Consider the following 15,895-nt stretch of genomic DNA (forward strand, 5'->3'; position numbering starts at 1 on the left):
ACTGCGGGACTGGCAGCGCGCTGGGGTCTGGGACCAGCTGCACCGGGCGGTGCTCGACCGGCTCGGCCAAGCCGGAGTCCTGGACTGGTCCCGCGCCGCGGTCGACTCGGTCAGCGTGCGCGCCAAGCGCCGCGGCGAGGCGACCGGGCCCTCACCGACCGATCGCGGTAAGCGGGGGTCGAAGTACCACGTGCTCTGCGACCGCAACGGCCTCCCGCTGCACGCGCTGGTGACCGGCGCGAACACCCACGACAGCCGGATGCTGGAGGAGTTGCTCGACACCAACCCCGGCGTGCGTGAACAGCGCGGACGTCCCGGCCGCCCGCGCAGGCGCCCGGTCAAGCTGCACGCCGACAAGGGCTACGACTACCCACGATGCCGCCGATACCTGCACGAACGCGGGATCGGCGTGCGGATCGCGCGACGCGGGATCGAGGACTCCCAGCGCCTCGGGCGGGTTCGGTGGGTCGTGGAACGCACGATGGCGTGGCTGCTGACGTTCCGCCGGCTCGCGCTGCGCTACGAACGCTCCCGCACCAGCATCGAGGCGATGCTCCGGCTGGCGTGCGCACTGATCTGTCTGCGCCGCCTGTCTCGACTGCCCTGACCTGGTCAGGTGCGCACCGGCGTGAGCGGGACCCATGCCAGGTGCTCCAACGCCCGGTCGGTGGCGGCGAGGTCGAAACGATGCGGGTCGAACCGGTCCGAGCCCCACCACTCCAGCCGCTCGGCGTGCTCCGGGTGGGTCGGATCGGTGAGCGCCTCGACGAACTCCACATAGCCGAACGGCCCGCCGACATCCTCCGGTGGACAGGCACCCTCACCAGCGACACAGCGTGGATAGCGCACCCCCGCCTCCGGGGCGATCACCGCGTCGACGACCAGCACGTGACGCGACCAGGCCCAGGCCCACGCCGAGCTGGCAGGGGAACGCGACGCCCGGGTGCAGGCCGAGCAGGCCCTCGCCGCGGCCCGCCACCGCGCCGACACCGAGGCACAGCTGCGATTGCGCGCGGAGGACGACCTCGCCCGGGCCCGCGCCGAGGTCGAACGACTGCGCGCCGACCTGCAGGACGCCCGCCGGCGTGCCGACCACACCGGTGGGGGACTCGACAGCAACCAACTCCGCGAGCTTGTCACCGCCGCAGTCGCACAGGCGCCTCACCACACGCCTGACCTCGGCACATCGCGCCAGGACACTCTGCCCTCCCGGCCCACGACCTACCGGTACTGGCTAGCCTGACCTCATGACCCCGACCGGCGCCCTGCACCTGCCTATCAGCACGACGTTTGAGGTCCCCGGCGCGCGGGTGGTGGAGAGCAAGGGCGCCTGCTTCGGTCTCGTCGTGCGCAGCATCGGGGTGGTGAAGGGGTTCACCGGCGGCTGGCGGTCGATGTTCCGCGGCGAGGTGCCGCAGTACACCGAGCTGCTGGAGGACAGCCGCCGCCACGCCGTGGACCGGATGCTGGACAACGCGCGCCTGCTCGGGGCCAACGCGATCGTGGGGATGCGGTTCGACTCCTCCGAGGTCGGCGCCGGGCTCACCGAGATCATCGCTTACGGCACCGCCGTGGTGGTCGAGACCGATGCCTGACGGCGACGACGCTCCGCCCACCGATGCGGAGCGGGAGCAGCTGGCCGGGGCGCTGCGCCGGCACGTCGCCGAGGGCCGGCTCGACCTGGAGCAGTTCGACGTGCGCGTCGCGCGGGTCTACGCCGCTGCGACCCGCGCCCAGGCGCACGCCGCCCTGGGTGGGCTGCCCCTGCTGGACGCCGCCCCGGCTCGGGCGACCGCGCGGCGGGCGAGGACCCGGCACGGGGAGGTGGTCCGGGTCGAGCAGCACTGGGTCGCCACCGGCGAGGTGTTCCGCGACCCCAGCACCGGGCGGGTCATGCGGGTGTGGGTCGACCCGACCGACGGCTCGCGGCACTACCGGCAGGTCGACGCCCACTGAGGCCCTGCCGTCCCGGCTGTTGATCGTCGGGACCCGAGCGGGACGCCCCGGCTACCTGGGCTGGCGGCGCTAGGAGTTCATCCGGGTCGCCGCCTAGCGCGGCCTGCAGCCCCTCGGATCCGCGCTTCCCGGGTGCTGGCATCCCGCCCGTGCCAGACCCGTCGACCTCGCCGCAGCCGAGTCAGCCGGCCGGGTGACAGCCGGTGGTGACCTGCAGGATCGTGTAGACCCGGGTGCGGATGTCGACCAAACGCGCCCAGCGCCGGATCGGCGACGGTGGTGCGGTGCTGGCCGGGGGTGTCGATCTGCATCCCGGGGGTGGTGAACCCGTACTCGGCGGCGGTGGCCACCACGATGTCGCGGGCCCGGGGTCAGTCCTGACCGGGGATGTGGCCATCGAAGCGCCACGCCGCCAGGAACATCTGCTGCCCGTCGGAGGCCTGCGCCCCGCAGGGCGAGCGCGGCTCCGGTCGGGGGGGGGGCTCCGAGGTTCAGCATGGAATTCGGCACGGGATTCAGTACGGGGTTCAGCAGGAGGCGTCGGCCCATGCCTCGAGTCCTCCCCGGATGAGGTCGCCCAGGCCCTCGGTCTCCCCGGTGATGCGCTGCTCGGGTAGCCCGGCCACGGTGGCGGCGATGTTGTACTGGCTGGTGGTGCCCGGGATCAGGTAGGCGCTGTGGCCTTTGGATCCCTCGAGCTGGCGGCCGTCGGGGCCCTCCCGGTCGGTGGACAGCCCCACCACCCCGGGCAGGTCCTGGGGTCGATGCCAAAGCCCCGGCGTCGGCAACCGGATCCCCGGTGGCTTCCAGCACCGCGATCCGGGCGGGGTCGATGTTGAGCTCGCTCAGCACCGTCTGCACAGAGCCGGCTGCGCCAGCAGCGCCTGGTCGGCGAGCCCTTCGCCCGGCCCGCGCAGACCGTGGCGTGCCTGGGGGCCGTGCAGGGCCAGGAGTTCGCCGAGGTCACGTGGCCGTTCGCCAGCGCACCGGCGGGCCGACCGACGCCGAGGTCGAGGAGGTGCTCGACTGCGGGGACGGCCTGCGCACCCACCTGCTCCGCCCGACCTGGCACCTCGTTGCTGGACGGCGTCCTGCCGAGGCCCTCGACACGCGTCCCGCGCGTCCTGGATCACCCGATCCCGTGACCGCCTGCACTTGTCCCACCGAGTGCTGCGAGCGCTCTTCGTCGCCGGCTGCGCTGTGAGCGGTAACGCGTCGCCCGCACGTGTCGACATCCCGACACGACCCGCCAGAACCTGCTTGGGACCGGTCCGGCGGCGCTCCCGACCGACTCGACGCGGAGGTGGCTAGTGGGCTGGGTCTCCTATTCGGACGACGTCAGCGACCGGCACGACAGCGACGCCCACGCGGGCCACGGGCACCCGCTGGGGCCAGAACCTCCCTTCCGCACGCCCCGCCCGACCTACGCACCGGCTGCGGAGCCCACGCGTGTCCGGGGCTTCGACCGGTTCCGCCTGCGGCTCGGGCGGCAGCCGAAGATCGACCTCGCGCCGAAGGTCGAGGAGCTGCGCCGCCGCCTCGCCGAGCGCGACCAGAAGATCGCCCTGCTGGAGGGTGACGCCGCGGAGCTCCGGCGCGCCGTCGGACGGCTGGAGAGCGAGAAGCGGGCGCTCACCGCGGAACTGGCGCGGTTGCGCGAGGCGCGCACACGGGCTCCCCGCACCGAGCAGCCGGCGGGAGACCAGCGCTCCCAGAAGTCCAGCAGGGGCAGGGGGGCGGGTGCACGGCGGCAGAAGCCGCCACCGCGCTGATCGGTCCCGGACCGGGCCGGGCGGGGGGCTCAGCCAGCCTGCGCCGTCAGGAGGTCGGCGGACAACCCGAGGAACCGTCCGAAGCGCTGCACGTCGGCGTCGAGGGGCCGGCTCGACGGGACCGATCGGCTCGAAGGGCCTGATCTGCACGGTTACCGACCGGCGGGCGAGCGTGCGCCGCCAGGTGCCCACCGTCAGCCCGTCGACAACGACCGCGCGCTCGACCAGGTCGGCGCGGGCCGCCGAGTGCGCGAGTACAACCCGCAGGTCCTGGTGAGCCACGATCGTCTCGGCGTACATCGCCACCAGCAGTGCGGTGGGTCCGATCGAATCCGCCACGGCCGCCGACCCGGCTCGACGCACCCCGGGTTCCCTCGTGGTCCTTGCGCTCCAGACCGTCGCCGATCCGCTCGATCGCGGAGCGCCTCGGCGACGGTGAGGCTCGACCAGGTGGTGAAGTTCTTGAGGGTCGGGTGCGGTCCGGAGGAGGCGGATCGGCGCAGTGCGCCGACGTCACGCAGCGGGTGGTCGTGACCGCCGTATACCGGGATCCGCGCACCGTCCGTCGTGGTCGACACTATGAGCACGTGGACCGAGCGGCAAATGCGTGGTTGCTATGCCACCGCGCCCACGGTGACTTGTCACTTGATTACTGTGCTGGCCGCAACTAGAACTGCTGGATCAAGCTCTCAGGGCTTTGATGAGGCGCTCGTACTGCTCCGGAGCGAAGAGATCAACCGCGTGAAGATGGCTCAAGCGCCGTGGAAGTGTGATCGGCTCGAGTCGAACCGGAATAAGATATATTGAACCGTCGGGCTGCTCTGCTGCCCGATCGAGTGCGAAAGCTATTTCTTTGTGCATGTAGCCGGCTCTGGTGAGGGCGGCTGACGATAGGCAAACTAGAACGCATCGGGAGACCTTGATAGCATTGCGGATTTCGTGGTCCCAGTCGTGTCCGGGTAGGAGGTCTTCTTCGTCGATCCAGCATTCGATACCGTCCGCCGTCAGGCGCCTATGCAATGCTAGTGCCTGATGCTTGTCTCCAGAGCTGTGGCAGATGAAGACGCGGTCCGACAACCTACGTTTACTCTGGTCTGACGGCGGACCGAGCTGTACGACTCCCGCGCCATGCTCTAGGAGAAGTCCGATGGTTAGCATTAGCCACATCGCTGCTGCATTGGTGACCATTCCGGGCGTGGCAGGTGAAATCTCCCATGCAACGCCAGGCAGGCAATCTTGCAGAACTAGTCTGGTAACCCAGGGGCTCGCTCGAACGGAGATGAAGATCCGATCGGTGCCTAGACCTACCAAGGTCGGTCTCAGCTCCGCAATTTCGAGGTCTCGCATCAGGTTGGCCAGGTCGACGGTGCTGCTTCTCGGGACATTGATCCACCAAGAACTCGGGGATCCTCCCGGGGCCAATGGCGCCCTCCTATCGCTAGCTAGCCGGCTCCTCACCGCGCGCCGCGTGACGTAGGAGGGCGCGACTGTGTGAGATTGGTTCGCGGCGTATCGTGGCACAGGCAAGGAAGTGAGGAGCGCGATGGCCCTCGACCGGTCACAACTGGACGCCCGGATCGCCGGACTGGAGACTGCCCTAGCAGCGGATCTTCTGCCTGATGAGGCCCGAGTTCGGCGGGTGGAGCTGGTTACCGTGCTGGCCACCCGATACGCACGATTCGGCGGCGGCGACGACGACCGGCTCCGCGCCGAGCGCCTTGCCCAAGAGGTCCTCGCCGACGAAGCGGCGACCGCGAAGCAGCGTCAGCTGATGACCATGGTGCTGCCGACGCTCACGATGTTGACCGCCACACCGGCCGCAGCGCTGCGCGACCATCCGACGTTGGACATGGAGGCGCTGCGGCGTACCGAGCAGTGGCGGGGGGACACCGACGCCACCGAGGCGTCGGCCGGACTGGCCCGACTCGTCGAGCAGCTGGACGCGATCGATTCCGCCGATCTCCCGCCGGAAGTCCGGTGGTCCCTGGACATGGTGCGCACGATGTCCGGCCTGCTCGGCGACGTGCAACGGCCGGATTGGGACGGCACAGTTAAGCCGGAGATCACCGCGCGGCTGCACGCCGCGGCATCCGACGCGCCTGTCGACGCACCAGGCGTCGACTTGGTGCGCGGGCTGGCGTCCTTCATGGACCCTGGCTCCGACCCGACTGCCTCGCTCGAGTCGGCGATCGCTGGGCTGACCGGAGACAACCTGCTGCGGCCTGTGTTGCAACGCGACCTGGCGCGGGCGTTGATCGACGGTGCCGGTCCGCGCCCGGCGGCTGTGTTGCGGGCCACCGAGCTGCTGGAACAGGCCAGAGCAGGAATGGTCGCAGGACATCCGATGCGTGAGGAAACCGGAAGGATGCTTGCCGGGGCGTTAGTTGTCTCGGCCGCAGTTGAGCAGTCACCAAACCGGGCTGCCGCAGCGCAGAAGCTTGTCGCGGACCTGGCGGTCGCCGCCACTACCTCCGGCGATCCGGCGGCAGTTGGCGCCGAGCTGTTCTTGTCGTCACTGGTCGGGCTGCTGCAGGGGATGTCGAGCCAGACGCGGGACGTGGCCGCGGCCTTGGACGACTTGGTGCGGGCTATCGCGTTGCTGCCGGGCGGCCATCCGCTGCGCCCGGTCGCGATTGGGCAGCTCGGCGCGGTGCTGGCCGACCGGCAGCTCATGGACGGCCTGCTGGCCGACGGTGACACTGGGGTAAATCTCCTCCGGCGCGCCGAGGAGGCCGTCGCACTGGGGAACGAGACGACTGGTGATGCCGCGTTCATTGGCAGTGTGGGCGCGGTGGCCCGGATCGGGCGTGCGGTTCGGCTGGCCGACGCCGACGAGTTCGACGCCGCAGCCGCGGCGCTGCGCCGCAACCTCGCCAACGTGCCGACCGGGCATCCGCTGCGTCCGAACCTGAACGTCGTGCTCGCCGGTGCCGAGCTAAGCGCCGCGGTCCGGCACAGGGACGACCTCCGGGCGGCGGCATCGCGGATGCGGGCGGCGCTGTCACAGGACGGGGTGGTCGGCGTGGCGCCGTCCGTGGTCGCCACGCTGGTCAACGCGCTCGACGTGCTGTCAGCGATGGTCGATGCCGATCCGGGCGGCATGCGGCGCGCCATCGACCGGATGGAAACCGGGCTTGACGCAACGGAGATGTTCCCGCATCAGCGCGCCGGCCAGCACGCACTGCTGGGCAAGGCCCATCTCGCGGCTGGCGGCGCCGGTGCTGTGACCCATCTGGAGCAGGCACTCGAACTGCTTGGCGAGCGCCGGTCCGATGTCATGCGCATCGACGTGCTGCGCGATCTCGCGCTGGCCCACCGGGCCGGCGGCGACCAGTTGGCTTCCCGTCGGACGGCGCTGGAGCAGCTGATGGCCTACGCGGCCTTGGTGCTGCTGCAGTCGGGTGTGCCGGACGCGCTGAGCACGGCGCGGGGCGCGGTCGCCGACGCCGAGCGGCTCATGCGCTGGTGCCTGGCTGACGGGGATCTACCCGGTGCGGTCGAGGCGCTGGAACTGGGTCGCGGCCTGACCCTGCATGCCGCGACGACGACCTCCAGTGTTCCGACCCTGCTCAACGGGGCGAAGCAGGCGGACCTGGCGCAGGCGTGGCTAGGCGACGCCGCGGCTCGCCGGAACCAGCCCTCGCCGTCGGACGGCGCCGCCCTATCTGGCGAACCCGATTATGGCCAGGCTGCCGACGACGTGCGGTACCGCGTGCTGGACGCGCTGCAGGGCACCCGGGAGGGCCGGCGCCTGTTCGCCGCGCCCGCGGTCGGCGGCATCGGCCGGGCGCTCGAGCAACTCGGCCGCGACGCCTTGGCCTACCTCGTACCGGGCAGCCCTACCGCCGACGGGGTCGTGCTGGTGGTCGACCGGGACGGCCGGGTGAGGGCAACGAACGCTCCCGGGTTGCGGCTGACCGCCGAGGATCCGCTCGCCGACTACCTGCGGACCCCGCGGTTCGACGAGTCCGACCAACTCGGAGCGTGGCGAGCGGCGCTGGAACGGCTCTGCGCTTGGGCGGGCGCGGCGGCGATGCCACCGCTGCTCGAAGTGCTCGACGGCGCCCAGCGTGTCGTGCTTGTGCCCTGCGGACCGCTGGCCGCGGTGCCGTGGCAGGCGGCTCGGTTCCCGACGACCTCCGGCGAGGTCAGGTACGCCTGTCAGGATCTCGTGCTGTCGACCGCGGCCTCGGCCCGCCAGCTGCGAGACGTTGCCACGCGCACGGCTCCGCCGGTCGGTCTGTCACCGCTGCTGGTCAGTGGCCCGGGATCGGACCTCGACGGCGTTCAGGAGGAAATCGCCGCGCTGACCAGGACCATCTACCCGGACGCGACCGTGCTGAGCCACGACGTTGATTCAGCCGCGCTGCTCGTCCGGATTGCCGACGGGCCGACGCTGATCCACATCGGCTCTCACGCTACGGCCACCGGCTCGCTCGACACCACTCGACTGGACCTGGCGACACCGCTGTCGTTGCGGACGATCCTCGAACACGCCGCCGGACGCCGCCCCGGCCCGTCCGGCCCGACTGTCGTCCTGGCTGCGTGCGAGTCCGACTTGACCAGGATGTCGCCCGACGAGGTGCTGACTCTGGCCACGGCGTTCCTCGCGGCGGGTGCGTCGGCCGTGGTGGGCGCTAGGTGGCCGGTCAGTGATCAGTACACCGCCGTTGCGATGTTCGCCCTGCACCACTTCCTCGCCGTCGAGAAGCTGCCGGCTGCGGACGCGTTGCGCGCCGCGCAACTGTGGATGCTCGACCCGGACCGGGCGCTCCTTCCCGGCACGCCGTTGACGCTCCGGGACCGGGCGCGGCGGCGGTTCCTCGGGGACCTGTCAGTGTGGGCGGCATTTGGCCACCACGGCTGGTGATGAGCCGACCGAAGCAGCGTCCTCGCATCCGCAAGGGTGGTGCAAACGCACTGGCGCCAGGACACGGACCCGGGCGCCGCGCAGGCCGGACTCGGCCAAGTCGCCGAGCAACTGGCGGCGTTGAATGCAGTGGACGCCGACCCGCCGCCTGAGGTCCGGTGGGCCGTGGACACGATGCAGGCGGCGGCGGGCCTGCTCACCGACCTGCAGCGACCGGACCGGGGACGGCGAGGTGACGCCGGAGACCGGCGCCGCGCTGCAGGCCGCCGCGAGCCGGGTGCCATCCGGTGCCGAGGTCGGCGACCTCGTGCGCAGTCTGGCCGCGATGGTCGCCCCGGACGGGCAACGGATGACGGCCCTGGAGGCGGCCGTCGCCGAGCTGACCGGCGGCGACCTGTTGCGCCCCCTGCTGCAGCGGGACCTGGCCCGCGCGCTGGTCGAGGACGGCGCGTCGACGTCGCGACCTGACGCCCTGCTGCGGGCCACCGGGCTGCTGGAGCAGGCGGCCGCCGGGATGGCCGGGGATCCCCGGATGCGCGAGGACACCGAGGAAATGCTGACCGGGGCGCTGGTCGCCTCGGCGGCCGTCGAGCAGTCCGCCGATCGCGTGGCCGCCGCCGAGGACCTCGCGCGACGGCTGATGACCGCCGCGGCGGCGGGGGACGACCCGGCCCGGCTCGGCGCCGCACGGTTGCTGTCCGCGCTGGCCGGTCTGCTGCGCGGCTTCGCCGACGAGGGCCGCGACACCTCTGCCGCGCTCGACGAGCTGGTCGAGTCGATCGCGCTGCTGCCGGTCGGGCACCCGCTGCGCCCCGTGGCGATCGGCCAGCTCGGAGCGGTGCTGTCCGACCGGCACCTGATGGATGGCCTGCTCACGAACGCCAACGAGTCGATCGCTCTGCTTGAGCGCGCTGCCGCGGCCGTCACGGCCGGGGGCACGGCGCCGGACCGGGACGCGGACGCCGCGCTGGAGCGGCTGTGCGGGTGGGCCGGGGCCGCCGCGGGGCCACCGCTGCTCGCCGCGCTCGGCGCCCGGCCCGGCAGCGGACCGGGCGATGCCGCCGGGTCGTGCTCGTGCACTGCGGTCCGCTGGCCGCGGTGCCGTGGCAGGCGGCCCGGCTGCCGACCGGTCCGGCGGGTTCCGATACGCCTGCCAGGACCTCGTGCTCTCGACCGCGGCATCGGCCCGGCAGCTGCGCGAGGTCGCAGCGCGCGGTGTCCTGCCCCTGGGCGCGGACCCGCTGCTGGTGAGCGGCCCGGCCGACGACCTGCCCGGGGCCCGGGCCGAGGTCCGCGCCCTGGCCGGAACCTTCTACCCGGGCGCGACCGTGCTCGAGTCCGCAGCGACCCCGGCCCAGGTGCTCGCCCGGCTCCCGGCGGCCGTGGACGCGGGCCACTCCCTGCTGCACCTGGGCTGCCACGCGACGGCCGGCGCCTCGCTGGAGGACTCCCGGCTGGACCTCGCGGTGCCGCTGTCGCTGCGGGCCGTGCTGGAGCACGCCTCCGGCCGGCGTGCCGACGCGCCCGGGCCGACGGTCGTCCTCGCCGCCTGCGACTCCGACCTGACCCGCATCGACGCCGACGAGGCGCTCACGCCCGCCACAGCGTTCCTCGCCGCGGGCGCCGCCGCCGTGGGTGCCCGGTGGCGGTCACGGACCGGTTGACCGCGGTGGCGATGTTCGCGCTGCATCACTTCCTGGTCGTCGGCGTGCTGCCGGCGGCGGACGCGCTGCGCGCCGCGCAGCTGTGGATGCTCGACCTCGGGCGAGAACCGCTGCCCGGCATGCCGCCGCGGCTTGCCCGCGACGCGCGCAAGGCGTTGTGCGCCGACGTGGCGGTGTGGGCAGCGTTCGGGCACCACGGCTGGTGACCCCTCGGCGATGGACAGTCCCCCGGCGCTCGACCACCGGTGAGATGATCGCTGTTCGGAGTCGCGGCGTAACGCGGTGCTTGCGGTCGGCGAGCAAGGGGGCATGCCCAGGCACGAGCCTTCGACGCGCATCGGTGAGGCCGAACGGACCGCGGCCCAGCGCGCCCTGCAGGAGCACCTCAACGCCGAGCGCCTGCTGGTCACCGAGTACGCCGAGCGGTCGGCGGCGGCCGCGGGCGCGACGACTGCGGCGGAGATCGAGGCGCTGTTCACCGACCTTCCGGCCCCGCACCCCCGGCTGCCGGGTTCGCCGGGCCGCGGACCGCGGCGCGCTCTCGTGGTCGTCGGCGTGGTCGTCGCCGTGGCGCTCGTCGCCGTCCTCGCCTTCGCCATCGGTCGTGGTGGGCAGCCGACCGCTGCGGCGGGCTCCGCCCCGGTCCCGGCGCCGGTCCCGACCACGCGGACGGCGCCACCGACCACCTCGTCGCTGCCGGATGCGACACCGGGTGCGTCAGCGGGTGCGACGCCCAGCGCGACCTCCGGAGGGACCGGACGGCCGCTGCCGGGTGGAGCGCAGGTGCGCCGGACCACGGGCGACCAACCGATCACGCTGAGCCCCTACTACAGCGTCGACCTCGACGACGGGACCAGCCCGAACTGGGACGCCAGCCGGGGCGGCAGCGGGGACGTCTTCTTCGACCACGGCAGTGAGTACGTGTCCCTGTCCTCTGACTACGCCGTCATGGCCGGCCCTGCCGACTACACGGCCTGCTCGCAGGAGACGGCGTACACCAACGGCCGCATCGAGCGGGGGAGCCTCACCGCCGGGCAGGACATCTGTGTCCGCACCACCGGCGACCGCTTCGCGGTCGTCACCGTCGTCGGGGTGAGCGACCAGGCCTTCCAGTTCCGGGCGACCGTCTGGGACCCGCAGTTCGACTGACCGACCCGTCCGGACACCCTCGACCAGCAGGTGGACGTCGTCCTGCCCCGGGGCGCGCCGCGCGGCATCCGTACGTTACTCGCCCCACGATTCTGCCCCGGGCCGGTGATGCCCACCGGCGGCCACCCACAGCCACCCGGGACGCCGGTACGTCTTGACCTCGACGTGGTGCTCTCGGAACGGGAACGCCTCCAGGCCGGGGAAGCCGGGCCGGACCACGAGGTCGTAGAGATGGTCGGACACCATCACCACCAGGTCGGTGTCCGGGTGCTCGACCAGGGCGTGCCGCAGCGGATCGCTGTCGAGGAGCCGGTTGACCTCGACGATGGTCTGGCCGGTGAAGCCGAGCTGGCTGTGGGCGAACATGCCGACCGCCAGCGCGAGGCGCAGCCGCATGCGGTCGCGGTACCGGCCGTTGTCCCGGCCGAGGTAGGTCTGCCAACCGGTGAGCAGCATCGGCAGGGCCTCGGTGATCGGCGTTCGCGCCGGGAGGGCGATGTTCAGGCCGTCTCCGGTGCCCTGGTGGTCGGTGTCGGCCATCGTGATGCGCAGATCGCCCAGCACGGCGTGGGTGATCGCGGCGAGGCGCCGCTGCATGTCGTCCTGCTGTGGTGCGGTCCGCCCGCTGTACCCGGCGACGTCGACCGCGAACAGCAGTCGCATCTGCGGGGCAGCCGCCGGTCCTCCGACCGACGTGGCCGCCGGCTGGGCAGGGCGGGAGTGCGTCGATCTCGGCGGCTCGACCTGCACCGGGCCGGCTGATCGTGCGGCGTCCGGGAGCAGACCGCGCAGGTGCTCCGCCCGCCGTTGTACGGCGCTCAAGTACTCGTCCTCGTCCGTGATGCGGTGGGGGAGCCAGCCGGCGAGAGCGCGGTCCGTCGGCAGGGGGTCGTTCAACGACCGGGCCATGTTCTCGATCGCGATCTCGACGGTGCGCGCCATGGTCGACAGGTCGGTCCGGGCGGCCATCAACTCGGCCTCGTCCGCGGGCAACGTGCGTTCCTCCGCCGTTCGCGCGGCGGGGTCCTGGGCGGGGGCGTCGTTCAGCAGGACCTGCAGCCGGTCCATCCGAGCGCTGACGCGCCGGCGCAGCGACACCAGCCGGGCGCCGTCGCCCAGCACCCGGCCGTGGTAGCGCAACTTGGCCGCGTGCATCAGGTACCGACCGAGCGGCGGCATCGGGCTCCGGCCATCGCTCCAGGTCCAGGCGCTCAAGCGGCGGTCCTCGTCGGCTCCCGCGAGCACGACCAGCCGGCGCCGGGCCCGGCTGTCGTCCCGGGAGGTCTCCCACACAGGGAACCCGCACCGGGTGAGCGCGGGTGAGCGCTGCCAGTGCAGGTCGTCCGACGGGTGCGGGGGGACGATCGGCGGCTCGGGCTGCGCCGCGGTCGCCGACGCGGAGACCTTCGCCTGGTAGATGAGGACCGTCCCGAGCAGCGGCTGGGGGTCCGGCGCGAGCTGCTGCCACCAGCGGTCGAACTCGAGCCAGCCGTTCGGGGCGGCCGAGCCCACCCGCAGCCTGCGCTCGGTCGAGTCGAGCGGCGCTGCGAAGACCATGGAGAAGGCGAGGACGTCCTGCTCGCGGCGGACGATCGCCTGGAAGTCGGACGCGCGGTCCTCCAGGGCCGCGAGTGCCCCGTTCCCCGGCGCCGGTCGCTCGGCCGGCAGGTCGACGGGCAGAGCCGCGTCGAGGTCGGGGGGGCGGATCGGCTGGGTCATCCCCAGCTGGTCACGGCACCGTCCCAGGAGGGCGCGGAGCTGCTCGTACGCCGATCCGGCGTGCGGTCCGTCCAGCGGAGCGAAGAGGTGAACGACGAGCTCTTCGTCGATCAGCCCCGTGGCCGTCATCTCCCCGGTCCGGTGCTCCCGTCCGCGGACGACGGGTCGTCGCCGTCACCCGAACTCCCGATCTTGTGCTGGAGGTTGTTCACCCGGTCCTTCGTCTGCTGCGGTGCGTCGTCCTCCGAATCATGGCCGATCCTGGTCGCGCGCACCGGGCCGGTGAGCTCGAGGTCGGCGATTGCCTCCCGCAGCGCGGGGACGTCGTTGTCGGCCAGTGCCGTCTCGATGGCGGTGAGGCGGGAGGCGACCTGGTCCCAGCGGGCGGGCGCCAGCCGCCACTGCAGCAGGTCGGCGAAGAGCTCGAGGGCGTCCTCGCGGAGCTCGTCGTCGATAACGCCGGATTGGCCCGGCCGGTCGATCGGCGTCATGGTCGCGCACTGTACCGAATGATCCACCTACCGTGCCCACGTACGGGGGAACGCCCGTAGCGCCGGTCGACATGGCCGAGTGCGCCGTGGCCGTCCCGGTGGTGCAGTGGCCGCGTCAGCTGCCCGACCGACGTCCGGCGGACGACCCGCTATGAGGGAAGATCCACCGGGCGACCGGTCGCCCGCGACCCCGCCGCGGCGGCCTGCGTGTGTCGTGGGCGGGGAGGCCGAGGGAGGAATCTGGGTATGCGGGGCATCGAGTTCGGGTGGCGGGTGCATGCCGTGCAGGAGCAATGGGCGGCCCGAGCCGACACCAAGGCGACGGTCGTGTTCACCGTCCAGGCAGCCGTCATCGCCGCGGTGGTGGCGGCCTTCGGCAACGCCGGCATCGCCGCCGCGATGACGGGGTGGCGCTTCGTCCTGGTGTGGATCGGGTTGCTGGCCTCGGCCCTGGCCGTCACCACGGCATCGCTTGTCGTGATCCCCCAGCTCGGTCGCGTTCGCGAGATGGAGGGGGAGCGTCGTCTCATCTACTTCGGCCACCTCCGCTCGCAGCGACCCGAAGCCCTCGCGACTCGGCTGGCCGACCTGACCGACGCCGAGGAGATCGCCGAGCTCTCCGTGCAGCTGTCGCGAATGGGCGCCGGCAACTGGCGGAAGTACGGCATGCTCAGGATCGCGGTCCTCGCCTCGTTGGCCGGTGCGCTGCTGCTCTTCGTAGCCTTCGCGTGGCCACGATGAGGGCCCGGCTCTCGCGTCGTCCGAGAGCTGTGACGTGCCACAGCGGGACAGCTCCGGGCCGTTGACGTCTCCTCGCCCGGTGCCGCGGCCACCGGTATGGGCAGCAGCGCCCGGCGGCCCGCTGACTGGTCGATGTGGACGGTCTGCGCGCGCACGGCTCCCCGATGCTGACCCGCCGTGTCGGGCGAACCGATCGACGCGGCCGGCTGAGGAGGCGCAGTGACCCCGGACCCGATCGGACCGCAGTCCGCGGACGAGGAGTAGTGCGCGCCTACTCTGCCGCCGTCGAGCTGGTCCGTGATCCGCTCCCGGTCATCCGCCCACCACGGGTGCTCGCCGTCGCGGTGTCGGACGCGGCCGGGCAGGGGTTGCTGCCCCAGGTCGAGCGTGAGATCGGCACGCTGGTCGCGCTTCACGGCCCACCCGACGGGTCTGTTCACCGCGCTCCCGCTGCACGCCGCGGGCTCGGCACCGGACCGGGTCGTGTCGTCCTACACACCCACCGTCGCGTCGCTGCTGCGCGGCGGGGACGAAGCCGGCGAGGACGGCACCCGCGCCCGCATGCTGGGCGTTGCCGCGGCGACGGTCCCCGGTCAGTCCGTACTTCCCGGCGCGACAGCTGAGCTGAACGAGCTCGCCGCGCGCCTCCCGGACGACGTCCGCCTCACCCGCCTCGACGACGCCACCCGCGCGGAAGTAGCCGCTGCGCTGCCCGACCACGGATGGGCGAACCCGGCCTGTCACGCCGAGCAGGACCTCGCCCAGCCCTCCCGCGCCGTGTCCCTGCTCGGCGACAGCCGTCTCGACCTCACCGAGGCCTCGCGTGGGCGCGGCCACCGGGCGGCGGGTGCCTACCTGTCGGCGTGCCCCAGCGTCCTCGGCGGCGCCGACCTCGCCGACGAGGCGTTGAACCCCGCGGCGGCGATGCAGCACGCGGGCTACCGGCGCGTGATCGCCACCCTCTGGCCCGTGGGCGACCGGCTCGCCCGTGTCGCCGCCCGGAGTGTGTACGCGGACCTGTGCCGGGACCGGCCGTTCCGGCCCGAGCGGTCGGCCGGTGCCGTGCACGACCTGATGGTCGAGCTGCGGCGCCAAACGCCCAGACGTTCCGTCGCAGTGGGCGCCGTCCGTTCACCTCGGGCCCTGACCGGGCCGACCGCGATCGGCGTGTGAGCCAATCTTCTCACCGCCGGTGTGTCAGCGGTCGTCGTCCCGTCGCCCGGACGAATCGAGCATGGACGAGCGCAACCGATCCGGTTGGGCACGAGGAGCGGCAGCGGATTCCCGTCGTGGTTCTTCGACGTCTCCACGGAGATGGAGGGGGTGCACCGATGCAGGTGATCGTTCCGGCCTCGATGGTGCTGAGGATCGCGCTCGTGGTGTTCGCCGTCGGCCTGGTCATCGGGCTGGTTCTGTGACGAACGGAGGTGAGGTCGGTGGAAAGCCACCTGTTCGCGATCATTCGCGCTCTCGTCGGCATGATCGGCTGATCGGCTGAGGAAATGCGTGACGGGCGGGGCGCCACGCCCGTCA

The 15,895-nt window shown here is 72.3% G+C and carries 17 protein-coding genes; 11 read left to right on the forward strand and 6 right to left on the reverse strand.

All coding sequences use genetic code 11. The features are described from left to right. On the forward strand, positions 1–607 hold a 607-nt coding region (locus tag KIK08_RS19860; RefSeq protein WP_214404699.1), incomplete at its 5' end, for an IS5 family transposase. A gap of 5 nt (positions 608–612) precedes the next feature. Here the strand turns inward: KIK08_RS19860 and KIK08_RS19865 are convergent. Further along, a complete protein-coding gene (locus KIK08_RS19865) occupies positions 613–888 on the reverse strand; it encodes a plasmid pRiA4b ORF-3 family protein (RefSeq protein WP_308257751.1) in 276 nt (91 codons plus the stop codon). A gap of 55 nt (positions 889–943) precedes the next feature. On the opposite strand from KIK08_RS19865, the gene KIK08_RS19870 reads away from it, so the two are divergent. From KIK08_RS19870 to KIK08_RS19880, 3 genes are read left to right on the forward strand one after another with little or no spacing between them, the layout of a single operon-like run. After that, positions 944–1,243: a hypothetical protein gene (locus KIK08_RS19870; protein WP_214404726.1), complete on the forward strand. Its 300-nt coding sequence runs from the start codon at positions 944–946 to the stop codon at positions 1,241–1,243. A 4-nt stretch (positions 1,244–1,247) separates the two neighbouring features. Next, on the forward strand, positions 1,248–1,595 hold the full coding sequence (locus tag KIK08_RS19875; protein WP_214404700.1) for a YbjQ family protein: 348 nt from the start codon (positions 1,248–1,250) through the stop codon (positions 1,593–1,595). Further along, the gene (locus tag KIK08_RS19880) at positions 1,588–1,956 is read left to right on the forward strand and encodes a DUF1707 SHOCT-like domain-containing protein (RefSeq protein WP_214404701.1); all 369 of its coding nucleotides are present in this window, start codon (positions 1,588–1,590) and stop codon (positions 1,954–1,956) included. The genes KIK08_RS19875 and KIK08_RS19880 overlap by 8 nt, the downstream gene beginning before the upstream one ends. Positions 1,957–2,483: 527 nt before the next feature. Here the strand turns inward: KIK08_RS19880 and KIK08_RS19885 are convergent. Continuing rightward, a complete protein-coding gene (locus tag KIK08_RS19885; RefSeq protein ID WP_214404702.1) occupies positions 2,484–2,699 on the reverse strand; it encodes a hypothetical protein in 216 nt (71 codons plus the stop codon). A 567-nt stretch (positions 2,700–3,266) separates the two neighbouring features. On the opposite strand from KIK08_RS19885, the gene KIK08_RS19890 reads away from it, so the two are divergent. After that, on the forward strand, positions 3,267–3,728 hold the full coding sequence (locus KIK08_RS19890) for a hypothetical protein (RefSeq protein WP_214404703.1): 462 nt from the start codon (positions 3,267–3,269) through the stop codon (positions 3,726–3,728). Positions 3,729–4,409: 681 nt separating this feature from the next. On the opposite strand, the gene KIK08_RS42260 is transcribed toward KIK08_RS19890, so the two are convergent. Then, positions 4,410–5,075 (reverse strand): toll/interleukin-1 receptor domain-containing protein, encoded by a 666-nt coding sequence (locus KIK08_RS42260; RefSeq protein WP_408004693.1) that lies wholly within the window; start codon positions 5,073–5,075, stop codon positions 4,410–4,412. A 196-nt stretch (positions 5,076–5,271) separates the two neighbouring features. Between KIK08_RS42260 and KIK08_RS19900 the strand changes: the two genes are divergently transcribed. Next, positions 5,272–8,598, forward strand: coding sequence for a CHAT domain-containing protein (locus KIK08_RS19900; RefSeq protein WP_214404705.1), 3,327 nt, complete (start codon positions 5,272–5,274; stop codon positions 8,596–8,598). 196 nt (positions 8,599–8,794) lie between these two features. Here KIK08_RS19900 and KIK08_RS19905 read toward each other — a convergent pair whose 3' ends face one another. Further along, the gene (locus KIK08_RS19905; protein WP_214404706.1) at positions 8,795–9,400 is read right to left on the reverse strand and encodes a hypothetical protein; all 606 of its coding nucleotides are present in this window, start codon (positions 9,398–9,400) and stop codon (positions 8,795–8,797) included. A 301-nt stretch (positions 9,401–9,701) separates the two neighbouring features. Here KIK08_RS19905 and KIK08_RS19910 point away from each other — a divergent pair, with 301 nt between their 5' ends. The 3 genes from KIK08_RS19910 (at position 9,702) to KIK08_RS19920 (ending at position 11,411) form a co-directional block, all read left to right on the forward strand. Further along, a complete protein-coding gene (locus tag KIK08_RS19910) occupies positions 9,702–10,262 on the forward strand; it encodes a CHAT domain-containing protein (protein ID WP_214404707.1) in 561 nt (186 codons plus the stop codon). Then, positions 10,241–10,468, forward strand: coding sequence for a hypothetical protein (locus KIK08_RS19915; RefSeq protein WP_214404708.1), 228 nt, complete (start codon positions 10,241–10,243; stop codon positions 10,466–10,468). The genes KIK08_RS19910 and KIK08_RS19915 overlap by 22 nt, the downstream gene beginning before the upstream one ends. Before the next feature lie 103 nt (positions 10,469–10,571). Beyond that, positions 10,572–11,411: a DUF1707 SHOCT-like domain-containing protein gene (locus KIK08_RS19920; protein WP_214404709.1), complete on the forward strand. Its 840-nt coding sequence runs from the start codon at positions 10,572–10,574 to the stop codon at positions 11,409–11,411. Positions 11,412–11,486: 75 nt separating this feature from the next. On the opposite strand, the gene KIK08_RS19925 is transcribed toward KIK08_RS19920, so the two are convergent. Both KIK08_RS19925 and KIK08_RS19930 read right to left on the reverse strand, forming a co-directional pair. Next, entirely contained in the window at positions 11,487–13,259 is a 1,773-nt protein-coding gene (locus KIK08_RS19925; protein ID WP_250557383.1) for a CATRA conflict system CASPASE/TPR repeat-associated protein, read from the reverse strand. Continuing rightward, positions 13,256–13,621, reverse strand: coding sequence for a CATRA system-associated protein (locus KIK08_RS19930; protein WP_214404711.1), 366 nt, complete (start codon positions 13,619–13,621; stop codon positions 13,256–13,258). The genes KIK08_RS19925 and KIK08_RS19930 overlap by 4 nt, the downstream gene beginning before the upstream one ends. Before the next feature lie 246 nt (positions 13,622–13,867). Here KIK08_RS19930 and KIK08_RS19935 point away from each other — a divergent pair, with 246 nt between their 5' ends. Together KIK08_RS19935 and KIK08_RS19940 are read left to right on the forward strand one after the other, a co-directional pair. Then, positions 13,868–14,362: a Pycsar system effector family protein gene (locus KIK08_RS19935; RefSeq protein WP_214404712.1), complete on the forward strand. Its 495-nt coding sequence runs from the start codon at positions 13,868–13,870 to the stop codon at positions 14,360–14,362. A gap of 387 nt (positions 14,363–14,749) precedes the next feature. Next, the gene (locus KIK08_RS19940; RefSeq protein WP_214404713.1) at positions 14,750–15,535 is read left to right on the forward strand and encodes a CHAT domain-containing protein; all 786 of its coding nucleotides are present in this window, start codon (positions 14,750–14,752) and stop codon (positions 15,533–15,535) included. Positions 15,536–15,895: the final 360 nt, after the last annotated feature.

It is taken from the genome of Pseudonocardia lacus (assembly GCF_018531445.1).
Classification (GTDB): domain Bacteria; phylum Actinomycetota; class Actinomycetes; order Mycobacteriales; family Pseudonocardiaceae; genus Pseudonocardia; species Pseudonocardia lacus.